This window comes from Pseudomonas sp. Colony2 (genome assembly GCF_019382755.1).
GTDB lineage: Bacteria > Pseudomonadota > Gammaproteobacteria > Pseudomonadales > Pseudomonadaceae > Aquipseudomonas.
The window spans coordinates 6,704,822-6,718,145 of the sequence record NZ_CP080030.1 but is presented as its reverse complement, the minus strand read 5'-3'; the positions used below and the strand labels follow the sequence as shown (position 1 = coordinate 6,718,145).

At 63.7% G+C, this 13,324-nt stretch carries 16 protein-coding genes; 12 read left to right on the top strand and 4 right to left on the bottom strand.

The features are described from left to right. Positions 1–302 precede the first annotated feature (302 nt). The 9 genes from mdcA to madM all read left to right on the top strand — a co-directional run bounded on the left by mdcA (position 303) and on the right by madM (position 7,647). The gene (mdcA, locus tag JV201_RS27505) at positions 303–1,973 is read left to right on the top strand and encodes a malonate decarboxylase subunit alpha (RefSeq protein ID WP_023659312.1); all 1,671 of its coding nucleotides are present in this window, start codon (positions 303–305) and stop codon (positions 1,971–1,973) included. Further along, positions 1,974–2,822 carry a triphosphoribosyl-dephospho-CoA synthase gene (locus tag JV201_RS27500; protein ID WP_008434131.1) on the top strand — a complete coding sequence of 283 codons (849 nt, stop codon included), beginning with the start codon at positions 1,974–1,976 and terminating at the stop codon, positions 2,820–2,822. Beyond that, positions 2,822–3,121 carry a malonate decarboxylase subunit delta gene (locus JV201_RS27495; protein ID WP_003216806.1) on the top strand — a complete coding sequence of 100 codons (300 nt, stop codon included), beginning with the start codon at positions 2,822–2,824 and terminating at the stop codon, positions 3,119–3,121. Before JV201_RS27500 ends, JV201_RS27495 begins: the two co-directional genes overlap by 1 nt. Further along, positions 3,114–3,956 (top strand): biotin-independent malonate decarboxylase subunit beta, encoded by an 843-nt coding sequence (locus tag JV201_RS27490; RefSeq protein WP_177041208.1) that lies wholly within the window; start codon positions 3,114–3,116, stop codon positions 3,954–3,956. The genes JV201_RS27495 and JV201_RS27490 overlap by 8 nt, the downstream gene beginning before the upstream one ends. After that, positions 3,953–4,729, top strand: coding sequence for a biotin-independent malonate decarboxylase subunit gamma (gene mdcE, locus JV201_RS27485; RefSeq protein WP_219406256.1), 777 nt, complete (start codon positions 3,953–3,955; stop codon positions 4,727–4,729). The genes JV201_RS27490 and mdcE overlap by 4 nt, the downstream gene beginning before the upstream one ends. Next, positions 4,723–5,319 carry a malonate decarboxylase holo-ACP synthase gene (locus JV201_RS27480; protein WP_214499866.1) on the top strand — a complete coding sequence of 199 codons (597 nt, stop codon included), beginning with the start codon at positions 4,723–4,725 and terminating at the stop codon, positions 5,317–5,319. Before mdcE ends, JV201_RS27480 begins: the two co-directional genes overlap by 7 nt. After that, complete coding sequence (gene mdcH / locus JV201_RS27475) at positions 5,316–6,221, top strand: malonate decarboxylase subunit epsilon (protein WP_219406255.1); 906 nt, start codon at positions 5,316–5,318, stop codon at positions 6,219–6,221. The genes JV201_RS27480 and mdcH overlap by 4 nt, the downstream gene beginning before the upstream one ends. A gap of 246 nt (positions 6,222–6,467) precedes the next feature. Next, a complete protein-coding gene (gene madL / locus JV201_RS27470; protein WP_003216818.1) occupies positions 6,468–6,881 on the top strand; it encodes a malonate transporter subunit MadL in 414 nt (137 codons plus the stop codon). A gap of 1 nt (position 6,882) precedes the next feature. Next, the gene (gene madM / locus JV201_RS27465) at positions 6,883–7,647 is read left to right on the top strand and encodes a malonate transporter subunit MadM (RefSeq protein ID WP_003216820.1); all 765 of its coding nucleotides are present in this window, start codon (positions 6,883–6,885) and stop codon (positions 7,645–7,647) included. 156 nt (positions 7,648–7,803) lie between these two features. Here madM and JV201_RS27460 read toward each other — a convergent pair whose 3' ends face one another. Genes JV201_RS27460 through JV201_RS27450 form a run of 3 tightly spaced genes read right to left on the bottom strand, consistent with a single transcriptional unit; the run spans position 7,804 to position 9,864 of the window. Beyond that, entirely contained in the window at positions 7,804–8,718 is a 915-nt protein-coding gene (locus JV201_RS27460) for a LysR substrate-binding domain-containing protein (protein WP_003216822.1), read from the bottom strand. Positions 8,719–8,755: 37 nt separating this feature from the next. Then, positions 8,756–9,298 (bottom strand): chromate transporter, encoded by a 543-nt coding sequence (locus tag JV201_RS27455; protein ID WP_008434119.1) that lies wholly within the window; start codon positions 9,296–9,298, stop codon positions 8,756–8,758. Further along, entirely contained in the window at positions 9,298–9,864 is a 567-nt protein-coding gene (locus JV201_RS27450) for a chromate transporter (RefSeq protein ID WP_003216826.1), read from the bottom strand. Before JV201_RS27450 ends, JV201_RS27455 begins: the two co-directional genes overlap by 1 nt. A 235-nt stretch (positions 9,865–10,099) precedes the next feature. Between JV201_RS27450 and JV201_RS27445 the strand changes: the two genes are divergently transcribed. After that, positions 10,100–10,717, top strand: a complete 618-nt coding sequence (locus JV201_RS27445) for a hemolysin III family protein (RefSeq protein WP_219406254.1) — start codon at positions 10,100–10,102, stop codon at positions 10,715–10,717. Here JV201_RS27445 and JV201_RS27440 read toward each other — a convergent pair. Next, complete coding sequence (locus JV201_RS27440; protein ID WP_177028010.1) at positions 10,712–11,614, bottom strand: LysR family transcriptional regulator; 903 nt, start codon at positions 11,612–11,614, stop codon at positions 10,712–10,714. The genes JV201_RS27445 and JV201_RS27440 overlap by 6 nt on opposite strands. A gap of 108 nt (positions 11,615–11,722) precedes the next feature. On the opposite strand from JV201_RS27440, the gene JV201_RS27435 reads away from it, so the two are divergent. Next, positions 11,723–12,964, top strand: coding sequence for a D-amino acid dehydrogenase (locus JV201_RS27435; protein ID WP_177050251.1), 1,242 nt, complete (start codon positions 11,723–11,725; stop codon positions 12,962–12,964). A 10-nt stretch (positions 12,965–12,974) separates the two neighbouring features. Beyond that, positions 12,975–13,324 (top strand): RidA family protein (locus tag JV201_RS27430; RefSeq protein ID WP_177054927.1); only part of this gene is annotated, 350 nt, incomplete at its 3' end.

The window sequence follows — 13,324 nt, the reverse complement described above, 5'->3', positions numbered from 1 at the left end:
GTCCCAAAAAGGGACTGATCGTTCCCATTTTGGGACTTCTGCGCACGTTCTCCCGAACAGCGCTGAGCAAATGTGGGAGCGGGCTTGCTCGCGAATGCGGTGTGTCAGTACCCGATTTATCAACTGACCCACCGCATTCGCGAGCAAGCCCGCTCCCACATTTGAACTGTGTTGAGCCCGAGCCTCAGCGTTTGCTAATGAACCATTACTCCAATCGTAACGGTTCACCGCCCAGCTTGATTGATGCCCCCCCAATACCCTCCTAAGGTACAGCCCACGACAGCAAATCCCGTGGAGCGACCATGACAACAACAACTTCCCCCGACTCGCGCTGGACGCGGAGGCGCGATGAGAAGCAGCGCCGCCTCGCATTGGTGCGATCCTTCGCCGATGGCGCCGTGCTCCCCAGCGAGCGCATTGTCGAAGCCCTGGAAGCCCTGATCCTCCCCGGCGACCGCGTGGTGCTGGAAGGCAACAACCAGAAGCAGGCCGATTTCCTCTCGCGCTCCCTGGCCAAGGCCGACCCCGCCAAGCTCCACGACTTGCACATGATCATGCCCAGCGTCGGCCGTTCCGAGCACCTGGACCTGTTTGAAAAGGGCATCGCCCGCAAGCTGGATTTCTCCTTCGCCGGCACCCAGTCCCTGCGCATCAGCCAATTGCTGGAAGACGGCCTGCTGGAAATTGGCGCGATTCATACCTACATCGAACTCTACGCGCGGCTGGTGGTGGACCTGATCCCCAACGTGGTCCTGTCGGCCGGCTTCATGGCCGACCGCGCCGGCAATATCTACACCGGCCCGAGCACCGAAGACACACCCGCGCTGATCGAGCCGGCCGCCTTCAGCGATGGCATCGTCATCGTCCAGGTCAACCAACTGGTAGATGACGTCACCGACCTGCCGCGCGTCGACATCCCCGCGAGCTGGGTCGATTTCGTGGTGGTCGCTGACAAGCCCTTCTACATCGAACCGCTGTTCACCCGCGACCCACGCCACATCAAGCCCGTGCATGTGTTGATGGCGATGATGGCGATCCGCGGCATCTATGAAAAACACAACGTTCAATCGCTGAACCACGGCATCGGTTTCAACACCGCCGCCATCGAATTGATCCTGCCGACCTACGGTGAATCCCTGGGCCTGAAGGGCAAGATCTGTCGCAACTGGACCCTCAACCCGCACCCAACCCTGATCCCGGCCATCGAAAGCGGCTGGGTCGAAAGCGTGCATTGCTTCGGCACCGAACTGGGCATGGAGAACTACATCGCCGCCCGGCCGGATGTGTTCTTCACGGGTCGCGACGGCTCGCTGCGCTCCAACCGAATGTTCTGCCAGCTGGCCGGCCAGTACGCGGTGGACCTGTTTATCGGCGCCACCTTGCAGGTCGATGGCGACGGGCATTCCTCCACCGTTACCCGTGGCCGCCTCGCCGGTTTTGGTGGTGCGCCGAACATGGGCCACGACCCGCGCGGTCGCCGCCATGGCACACCCGCCTGGCTCGACATGCGCCACGACGACGCTCCCGAGGCCTTGCTCGAACGCGGCAAAAAGCTCGTGGTGCAGATGGTCGAGACCTTCCAGGAAGGCGGCAAACCCACCTTTGTCGAAACCCTCGACGCGGTGGAAGTCGCCCGCAAAAGCGGCATGCCCCTGGCGCCGATCATGATCTACGGCGACGACGTCACGCACCTGCTCACCGAAGAAGGCATCGCCTACCTGTACAAGGCCCGTTCCCTGGAAGAGCGCCAGGCGATGATCGCCGCCGTGGCCGGGGTGACCGCCATCGGCTTGCGCCACAACCCCAAGGACACCGCACGCATGCGTCGCGAAGGCTTGATTGCGCTGCCCGAAGACCTCGGCATCCGCCGCACCGATGCCACCCGCGAGCTGCTGGCCGCCAAGAGCGTGGCCGATCTGGTGGAGTGGTCCGGTGGCTTGTACAACCCGCCCGCCAAGTTCAGGAGCTGGTAAATGCACGCACTCAAACTGCACGACCTGACACTGGCCGAACGCCTGGCCGACATGGCCGTCGACGCCTTGATCGATGAGGCGGACCTGTCGCCGAAACCCGCCCTGGTAGACCGTCGCGGCAACGGCGCCCATACCGATTTGCACCTCGGCTTGATGCACGCCTCGGCGCTGTCGCTGTGGCCGGCGTTCAAGGAAATGGCCGAGGCCGCTGTCGAATTTGGCGAAGTCGGTTTGCCCCTGCGTGAAGCCCTCGGGCGCATCGGTCGCGAAGGTGAACAGGCGATGCTCGTCACCACCAGCGGCGTAAATACCCATCGCGGCGCGATCTGGGCGCTCGGCCTGTTAGTCGCCGCCGCCGCACTGCAACCGGAATCCTGCACTGCCAGCGCGGTGACGTTGCGCGCCGCCCGCCTGGCCTTGCTCAACGACCGTTACGCACCGCAACCGCTGAGCCACGGCGCCCAGGTCGCACAACGCTACGGCGCACGCGGTGCTCGCGAAGAGGCGCAACTGGGCTTCCCGTCGGTGCTGCAACGCGGCCTGCCCCAACTGAAGAAAAGCCGCCTGCAGCAACACGGCGAACAGAACGCGCGCCTCGACGCCTTGCTGGCGATCATGACCGACCTGGCCGACACCTGCGTGCTCTACCGCGCCGGTCCTGAAGGCTTGCAGGCCATGCAGCAGGGCGCCCAAGCCGTACTGGACGCCGGCGGCAGCGCAAGCCTCGCCGGCCGCCGCCAACTGCATGAGCTGGACCAGCAACTGCTGGCGCTGAATGCCTCCCCCGGTGGCGCCGCCGACCTGTTGGCCGCCTGCCTGTTTATCGACCGCCTCGACGGAGCGCTGTGATGGAAACCTTATCCTTTGAATTCCCCGCCGGGCAGCCTGCCAAGGGCCGCGCGCTGGTGGGTTGCGTCGGCTCCGGTGACCTCGAAGTGCTGCTGGAACCGGGCACCGCCGGCACCTTGACGATTCAGGTGCAAACCTCGGTCAATGGTGCGCAGCTACGTTGGCAGCACCTGTTTGAACGGATCTTCCAGGAGCAGACGCCCCCCGCATTGAACATCGATATCCACGACTTCGGCGCCACACCCGGCGTGGTGCGCTTGCGCCTGGAGCAAGGCTTCGAGGAGATCGGTCATGACTGACTTGCTGAACAAACACAGCTTCGTCGAACTCGGCGCCCGGCAACGGGCCAAGGCCTTGCTCGACGCGGGCAGCTATCGCGAACTGATCGACCCGTTCCAGCGCGTCATGTCGCCGTGGCTGAGCCGCCAGGGCGTGGTGCCGCAGGCAGATGACGGCGTGGTGATCGCCAAGGGCAGCATCGCCGGCTTGCCGGTGGTCATCGCGGCCATCGAAGGCAATTTCCAGGGCGGCAGTCTCGGTGAAGTCGGCGGCGCAAAGATGGCCGGAGCACTGGAGTTGGCTGCTGAAGACAACCGCAACGGCATCCCGACGCGCGCCATCCTGCTGCTGGAAACCGGCGGCGTGCGCTTGCAGGAAGCCAACCTGGGCTTGGCTGCCATCGCCGATATCCACGCAGCGATTGTCGACCTGCGCCAGTACCAGCCGGTAATCGGCGTGGTGGCCGGCAGCGTCGGTTGCTTTGGTGGCATGTCCATCGCGGCGGGCCTGTGCAGTTATCTGCTGGTGACCCGCGAGGCGCGCCTTGGCCTGAACGGCCCGCAGGTGATCGAACAGGAAGCCGGGCTTGAGGAATACGACTCCCGCGACCGGCCCTTCATCTGGAGCCTGACCGGCGGTGAGCAACGCTTTAACAGCGGCTTGGCCGACCGGTATGTGGCCGACGACGTGGCGCAGATTCAGCAGCAAATCACTGAGCTGCTGCAACAAGGCTTGCCGGAAAAACAGCGCAGCCGTCAGGTTGATCACTATCTGGAACGCCTGGCCGCACTGAACGCCGAACCGCAAATCGACCCGGCGACGGTTCGCGATCTGTATCAGGGAGAACGCTCATGAGAGGTTTGCAGTGGTTCAACTCATTGAGCGGCGACGCAGCGCCAGTGAGCGGTTTGCCGAACTCGCTGAAAGTTGCCGACGGTGTGCTCGGTGATCAGCCAGTGCGCTTTATCGCGGTGGTCACCGACCCACAAAACCGCTTCCCTCGCGCTCGCAACGGTGAAGTCGGTTTGCTGGAAGGCTGGGGCTTGGCCAAGGCCGTTGATGAGGCGATCAACACCGGCGACAAGCGTCCGCTGATTGCCATCGTGGATGTGCCGAGCCAGGCCTACGGTCGTCGCGAAGAGGCCTTGGGCATTCACCAGGCATTGGCCGCCGCTGCCGACAGCTACGCTCGTGCCCGCCTGGCCGGTCACCCAGTGATCGCGCTGCTGGTGGGCAAGGCGATGTCCGGCGCCTTCCTCGCCCATGGTTACCAGGCCAACCGCCTGATTGCCCTGCGCGACCCCGGCGTGATGGTGCATGCCATGGGCAAGGCTTCGGCGGCGCGGGTAACCCTGCGCAGTGTTGAAGAGCTGGAAACCCTGGCCGCCAGCGTGCCGCCGATGGCCTATGACATCGACAGCTATGCCAGCCTCGGCTTGCTCTGGGAGACCTTGTCGGTCAGCCAGATCGAGCAGCCCACCACCGAAGATGTGGCGCGGGTCAGCGATTGCCTGGTGCAGGCGATCAAGGATGTGCAGGCCGGCGGTCGGGACCTGAGCGGTCGCCTGGGCGCCACTAACCGCGAGGCCTCCAGCCACGTGCGCCAACTGCTGCGGGAGCAATGGTGAACGCTCACGACTTGCTCTGGGGCATGACCCCGGCGCATGCGCCCGCTGATGCGCCGGCCTGGGTGCTGGAAGCATTGGCCGCTGGGCATCCGGTGGTGGTGCGGCGGGCGATTGCGCCGCCGGGCCAGGTAGCGGTGGGGGTACGCGGGCGCTTGCGCGAGCAGCGCTTCGCCGCCGTGATGCCGATGGCGGCCGTGCAGCGGCGCGTGGTGCCGGAAGACCTGCGCGGTGTGATCTCGCCAAGGGATTTGCCGGCGTTGCAGGCCCTCGCTCAGTTGCGACCGGTGCTGGCGGGAGAGAGTTGGGGCGTCACCGGCAGTGCGGGTTTCGAGTTGGCCAGCGGCGTCGAAGCGTTGCATGCCAAGAGCGATCTGGATTTGATTCTGCGCACGCCCGAGCGCCTTGAACGCAGCGATGCAGAGGACCTGCTGGCGATACTGGATACGGCGGTGTGCGCCGTGGACCTGCAACTGCAAACGCCTTTTGGCGCGGTCGCGTTGCGTGAATGGGCCGGTGGTTCGCGTCGCGTGCTGCTGAAGAACGCCAGCGGCGCGCAGTTGGTGCTCGATCCTTGGCAGACCGTGGCATGAGTAGCCTCCTGGCATTCCCGGGGCAGGGCGCCCAGCGTCCCGGCATGCTCCAGCAACTGCCGCGTGCGGTGCTGGACGAAGCCAGTGCTGCCCTCAATGAGGATGTGCTTACCCTGGATTCTGCCGAAGCGCTGGCCTCGACCCGTGCCGTGCAGCTCTGCCTGTTGATTGCCGGTGTGGCCAGTGCGCGTTTGCTGGAACACACCCCCGATTACGTCGCCGGCCTGTCCATTGGTGCCTATCCGGCCGCCGTGATCGCCGGCTCGCTGGACTTTGCCGACGCGTTGAAACTCGTCAGCCTGCGCGGCGAATTGATGCAACACGCGTATCCCCACGGCTACGGCATGACCGCCCTTATCGGCCCGGACCTGTCCACCGTCGAAGCCTTGCTTGCTCAGGTCCACAGCCCGCAAACCCCGGTTTACCTGGCCAATATCAATGCCGACAACCAGACGGTCATCGCCGGCAGCGATGAGGCCATGAAGGCGGTCGCCAATCTGGTGCGCGGCAACGGCGTCGCCAAACGCCTGGCCGTCAGCGTGCCGTCTCATTGCGTACTGCTGGAAAAACCCGCCGAGGCCCTGGCCGAAGCATTCGCCCAAGTGACACTGAAACCGCCGAGCATCACCTACCTGAGCAGCACCCGCGCCCGGCCGATCCACAACACCGAACACCTGCGCGACGACCTCGCCTTCAACATGTGCCGCATCGTCGACTGGCGCGGCACCGTGCAAAGCGCCTTCGAGCGCGGTGTGCGCCTGCATATCGAACTGCCTCCCGGTGCCGTGCTTACGGGCCTCGCGCGCCGGGTGTTCGAGCAAGGCACCGCCATCGCCTTCGAAGGCGCCCGCCTGGACACCTTGCAGGCCTTGCTGCGAGAGGAGGGAAACCATCACCGATAGAGCTCCACCAAGGCTGATGCTGGTCGGTCAAGAGATAGAGCGGGTCACCAATGACCTGTGGCGAGGGAGCTTGCTCCCGTTGGAGTGCGCAGCGCTCCGAGGATTTCAGGGCCGCTACGCAGCCCAACGGGAGCAAGCTCCCTCGCCACAGGTACGGTATTCATCTTTATCGGATCGGCATTGCCGCCCAAGGCTTTCGAAGCACAAAAACAACAATTTCGATGAAGCACTTTGAGGACAACCATCATGATTATTTACGGTGTGGCGTTGCTGGCGATCTGCATGTTGGCCGGCGTGATTCTGGGCGACATGCTCGGCGTGTTGCTGGGAGTCAAATCCAACGTGGGCGGGGTGGGGATCGCGATGATCCTGCTGATCTGCGCACGGTTGTGGATGCACAAACACGGCGGCATGACCAAGGAATGCGAGATGGGTGTCGGCTTCTGGGGTGCCATGTACATCCCGGTGGTGGTGGCGATGGCGGCGCAACAGAACGTGGTCACCGCGCTGCACGGCGGCCCGGTGGCGGTGCTGGCGGCGATTGGTTCGGTGGTGGTGTGCGGTTGCACGATTGCCTTGATCAGCCGCACGCACAAGGGCGAACCGCTGCCCGATGAAGAGCCGCTGATTGCGGCTGCCCCTGTCGCGGGAGGTCGCTGATATGTGGGAACTCATCGAGAAAGGCCTGGCAAATAACGGCTTGGTCACCGCCTTTGCATTTGTCGGCGTGGTGATGTGGATTTCGGTGGTGCTGTCCAAGCGCCTGACCTTCGGACGCATCCACGGGTCGGCCATCGCGATTGTGATCGGGCTGGTGCTGGCCTGGGTGGGCGGTACCTTGACCGGCGGGCAGAAAGGCCTGGCGGATGTGGCACTGTTTTCCGGGATCGGCTTGATGGGCGGCGCCATGCTGCGGGACTTTGCCATCGTGGCCACGGCGTTTGAAGTACAGGCCACCGAGGCGCGCAAGGCCGGCTTGATTGGTGCGATTGCCTTGCTGCTGGGCACGGTGCTGCCGTTTATTGTGGGCGCGAGTATCGCCTGGGCGTTTGGTTATCGCGATGCGATCAGCATGACCACCATCGGCGCGGGCGCGGTGACTTACATCGTCGGGCCGGTGACCGGGGCGGCGTTGGGTGCAAGCTCGGATGTGGTGGCGCTGTCCATTGCGACTGGGTTGATCAAGGCGATCCTGGTGATGGTGGGCACGCCCATGGCGGCACGCTGGATGGGCTTGGATAACCCGCGCTCGGCGATGGTGTTCGGTGGTTTGGCCGGCACGGTGAGCGGTGTGACGGCAGGCCTGGCGGCGACGGACCGGCGGTTGGTGCCGTATGGCGCACTGACCGCCACCTTTCACACCGGGCTTGGGTGCTTGCTGGGGCCGTCGGTGCTGTACTTCATCGTGCGCGGGATCGTCGGCTGACCCGAGATGTGTCGACCGCTTTTGTGGCGAGGGAGCTTGCTCCCGCTGGAGCGCGAAGCGGTCCCAATGCATTCTTCCTGAAACAACGCGGGCGCTGATTTTACGACTGCTGCGCAGCCGAGCGGGAGCAAGCTCCCTCGCCACAGGGGATCATTGTCAGGTTTGGCGGTTCGCATACATCCGGCACTCCGCCAACAGCGCGAGCAGGTTCGGGTCGCGCTCCTTGGCTTTCAGAAACACCACGCCAATGTGCTGCTGCAAACGGTAGCGCGGTTGCAGGGGAATCAGCTTCACCCGGTTCTCATACACCGCCGCAATCCGCCCCGGCAGCAGCGCATAACCCACCCCCGAACTGACCATGCTCAGCAGGGTGAAGATGTCGTTGACCTGCATCGCCACCTTCGGCTCGAACCCTGCCTGCTTGAATACGCGGTTGCCATCCTGATGGGTGGCGAAGCCTTGGGTGAGGGTGATGAAGGTGGCGTCGCGCACGTCCGCCAGGTCGATTTCCTGCTCGCGGTCGAAGGGTGAATCGGCCGGGGTGGCGAGGAAGATGTCGTCGGAAAACAGCGCGATCTGCTCGCAGTCCGGATCGTTGGCGTGCTCGTCGAGGGAGATCAGGATCGCGTCGACTTCCATGTTCTTCAGCTTGTACAGCAGGTCGAAATTGGAGCCGAGGATCAGGTCGATATTCAGCTCGCTGCGGCGAATCTTCAGCCCCATGATCAACTGCGGCACGGTCTTCACCGTCAGCGAATACAGCGAGCCCAGCTTGAAGCGCTCGGCGGAAAAGCCGGCGGCCTCGCGGGTGACCCGCACGCTGTCGACCACATCCTGCACCAGCTTCTGCGCACGCTCTTCCAGCACATAGGCGCTTTCCAGCGGCGTGAGGTTGCGGCCTTCGTGCTTGAACAGCGGGCAGCGCAGGGCGTTTTCCAGGGAGTGGATCGCCCGGTGCACGCTGACGTTGCTGGTCTGCAATTCAGCCGCCGCCCGCGCCAGGTTGCCGGTGCGCATGAACGCCAGGAAGATTTCCAGCTTCTTGAGGGTGAACTCTTCGTCGATCAGCATGGGCGTGACTCTTGTTCGAATGCCGTCGATTGTGCCCCTAAAACCAGTTCACTCCCAGCCATGCACTGCACAGGCCCAACACTACGCCGAGGATGATCAGCCAGATCGCGTTGAGTCTTGTGTAATACACCACGGCAGCGCTGGCCAGGGTCAGTACCAGGCTGGTGGCGTTGTTTTCCAGGCTGTTCATCAGGATGTAGCTGGCGGCCAGGATCAGCCCGATAGAGATCGGCAGCAGGCTGCCTTTGACCCGCTGCACCCACGGGGTTTTGGTGTGTTTTTCCAGCCAGCCGGCGCCGAAGTAGGTGAGCACCGAGCAGGGCACCAGCTTGGCGGTCAGGGCCACCAGGGCGCCGGGCAACCCGGCGGCTTGCTGGCCGATAAATACCAGGAACATGCCATTGGGCCCCGGCAAGGCCTGGGACAAGGCGAAGAAGGCGACGAACTGGGCGTCGGTGATCCAGTTCATGTCGGTGACGGTGTAGCGGTGGATATCGCTCAGGGCCACGGTGTTGCCGCCAATCGCCATCAGCGACCACAGCGCGCATTGGATCATCAGGTGAAACAGCACGCTCTGCATCAGCCGGCCACCTTCTGCTTGCCCATGAAGCTCAAGGCCAACGAGCTGGGAATGCAGATCAGCAGGACCATCCACAACGGCAGCACCAGCACCGCCATCAACACGAAGGTCAGGACGAACGCGCTGTAATTCGCCAGGGTCCTGGGCATGGCCTTGAGCAGGCGCAAGGTGGTGCCGAGCATCAGCCCGGTGGCGATCGGCATCACCGCGCCGAAGATCTGCTGCACCACGTCATGGCTCCACCATTTGGCATAGGCGAAGCCGGCCAGTACGGTGATCAGCGAGGGGAACAGATACAAGCCGACCACGGTCACAACCGCACCCGGCAAGCCGTGCAGGCGCCGACCGTAGATGATGCCGACGTTGGCGATATTCGGCCCGGGGAAAAATTGGCCGGTGGTCAGCAACTCGTTGAAGCCTTGTTCGCTGACCCACTGCCTGCGGTCGACCATCATCTGCCGCGCCCAAGGCATCACGCCGCCAAAGCCGAACAGGCCGACCATGGCGAAGTTGTAAAACAATTGCCACAGACTCGGGTGGGGCTGGGCAGGTTCGAGGTCGGGCATGGGCGTTACCGATGAGGGGCTTTTATGTAGGAGCTGGCTTGCCGGCGATAGCGGTGGGTCAGACATGCATCTGCTGCTGATACACCGCTATCGCCGGCAAGCCAGCTCCCACAGGATGAAGCGAATCATCCATCGGCATGTGTATTTGGGCAAATGAAGAAAGGTTGTTACCTGATATTGGGTGGGTGACGTCAGAATGGTCGAGGTGATAACCGTTATTCGAGGTGAGTGACACATGTATCACGGGGAACGATTCAACGCCTGGAGCCACTTGCTCGGGGCGATTGCGGCTTTTGTGGGTGCGGTATGGATGTTGGTGGTGGCCAGTATGGACGGCAACCCCTGGAAGATTGTCAGCGTGGCCATTTACGGTTTCACGTTGCTGGTGCTGTACAGCGCGTCGACCGTGTACCACAGCGTGCGCGGGCGCAAGAAAGCGATCATGCAGAAGGTCGATCACTTTTCGATCTACCTGCTGATTGCCGGCAGCTACACGCCGTTTTGCCTGGTGACGCTGCGCGGGCCGTGGGGCTGGACGCTGTTCGGGATTGTGTGGGGGCTGGCGGTGATCGGCATCCTGCAGGAGATCAAGCCACGCTCCGAGGCGCGGATTTTGTCGATCGTGATCTATGCGGTGATGGGCTGGATTGTGCTGGTGGCGGTCAAGCCGCTGATTGCTGCGCTGGGGCCTACCGGGTTTGCCTGGCTGGCGTCGGGCGGGGTGCTGTATACCGTGGGCATTATTTTCTTTGCCTTGGAGGACCGCTTGCGGCACTCCCACGGGATCTGGCATTTGTTCGTGATTGGCGGCAGCCTGCTGCATTTCGTGGCGATCATGGGGTACGTGTTATAGCCGGTCCAATTGCTCATGGGCCCGGCTGCCGAAGATCTCCAACAGGCTCGCCAGCATATGCGGCGGCGGTTCGTCGGCGCGGGTCAGGGCGTACAAGGTGATTGGCAGCGGCGGCGCAAGGGGGCGAATGCAAGTAGTGGCCGGTGATGCGCCGAGGGCGGTGAACGGATCAATCACCGCCAGCCCGGCGCCGGATTCGACCATGGCCCTGGCCAGGGAATAGGTCTGCACTGCGATGCTGACCCGTGGCGGTGGATCGACCGCTTCCAGGTAGCTGTCCAGCTTCGCCGACAACGGGTCGGCGCTGGACAGGCCAATCAACGGCGCGCCCGCCAGGGCCATCAGCGGCAACGGTTTGCCTAGCTCGTTTTCCTTCCAGTAACCCTGCGGCGCCAGCGCCACCAGCACGCCGTGGGCCAACGGCTGGGCGTTCAGCCCTGGGTGATCGGGCGGTTGCAGGGTCAGCGCCACGTCGACCTCACGCATCAACAGGTTTTGCACCAGCTCGCGGCTGTGGGCGCTGGACAGCTCGCAGGCGATGTCCGGGTAGCGTTGGGTCCATTCGCGGATGGCCGGCGGCAGCAACGACAAGGCCAGCGCGGGTGTTGCGCCGATACGCAGGCTCTGGCCCGGCTCGCGGCGCAGGTTCTGTGCCAGGCGCCGCACGCCTTGCAGGCTTTCGGTGACCTTGTCGACTTCGCGCTCCAGCGCCAACGCTTCCGGCGTCGGCTGCAACTTGCCACGTATACGCAGGAACAGCGGGAACCCCAACTGCAACTCGGCGTGCTGCAGCACCTTGCTCACCGCCGGCTGCGAGACATGCAGCAACTGGGCGGCGGCGCTGATGGAACCGGTCTGGCGGATGGCCTGGAAGATTTCGATATGACGCAAGCGCATGGGCAGTCCATAACCTTTGTTTATGGGTGACCCATCTTTATTCATTGTCCCGCCGCTGTCACCTGCCTCTAACCTTCAAGCCTGACATCGCACGGTTAAGGGACGCACATGGCTCAGCAGGTTTGCATCATCGGTGGCGGGGTTATCGGCCTGACGAGTGCCTACGCGCTGGTGCGTGCCGGCATGCAGGTGACGGTGGTCGAAGCCCGGGAAACCCTGGGCAGCGAGACCAGCTTCGCCAACGGCGGGCAACTGTCCTACCGCTATGTCGCGCCGTTGGCCGACAAGGGCGTACCGTTGCAAGCCATCGGCTGGATGCTGCGCGGTGACTCGCCGCTGAAGCTGCGCCCGCGCATGGACCCGGCGCAGTGGCGCTGGATGGCCTCGTTCCTGGGCGCCTGCCGTGGCTCGGTGAACCAGCGCAATGCGGCCCACCTGCTGCGCCTGGCGTCCTTGAGCCAGGGCACCCTGCAACGCTGGCGTGAAGAAGACCAACTGGGCGGTTTCCACTGGCGGCGCAACGGCAAGCTGGTGACCTTTCGCAGCCTCGACAGCTATGAACGCGCCTTGAATAAAGTGACCGACCCGCTGCAACAGCAAGTGCTCTCGGCGGCGGACTGCGCACGGCTGGAACCGACCCTGGACAGCGCCAGTTTTGCCGGCGGCATCTATACGCCCAATGAGGAGGTCGGCGACTGCCATGGGTTCTGCCAACAACTGGCGGCGCGCCTTGAAGCGTCGGGGCGTTGCACGTTCCTGTTGGGGCGCAAGGTGACGGCGATTCGTCACCGCGCAGGCGCCGTGCAGGCTATCGAAATGGGCAGTGAAGTCTTGCCGGTGCAGCACCTGGTGCTGGCCGCCGGGCACCGCAGCCCCGAGCTGGCCTTGCCGGGTATGTCACTGCCGCTGTATCCCCTCAAGGGTTACAGCCTGAGCGTGCCGATTGGCGCGCAGCATCAGGCGCCGAACATCAGCATCACCGATTACGACCGCAAGATCGTCTACGCGCGCATCGGTGAGCAACTGCGGGTGGCGGCGATGGTGGATATTGTCGGCTTCGACACCCGCCTGGAACCCAAGCGCCTGGCGCTGATTAAACGCCAGGCACTTGAGACGTTCCCGCTGGCCGGTGACTACCAGCACGCGGTCGAATGGGCCGGTATGCGCCCGGCCACGCCGACCGGCGTGCCGTTGATTGGTGCCAGCGCCTACAGCAACCTGTGGCTTAACCTCGGCCACGGCGCCCTCGGGTTTACCCTGGCTTGCGGCAGCGGCCAGGTACTGGCCGAGTTGATTGGCCGGCACACCACTTCCATTGATATGCAGGGCTTCGCGCCCCGTGCCGCTTGAGGATATTTCGATGACCATCACCCGAATCAACAGCAACAGCCGCTTGTCTGGCGCCGTGGTTTTTCAGAATTTGGTGTTCCTGTCCGGCCAGGTGCCGGGCGAAGGCCGCGATGTGAAGACCCAGACCGAACAGGTGCTGGCCAGGATTGATGCGCTGCTGGCCGAGGCCGGCAGCGACAAGGATCATCTGCTGAATGCGACCATCTACCTGAACAATATCCAGGAGGGTTTTGCGCCGATGAATGAAGTCTGGTCCGCCTGGCTATCGCCGGGGCAGGCACCAACGCGTACCACGTTGCAGGCGCAGTTGGCGCGACCGGACGTGCTGGTCGAGATCAGTGTCATTGCAGTGCGCCGTCC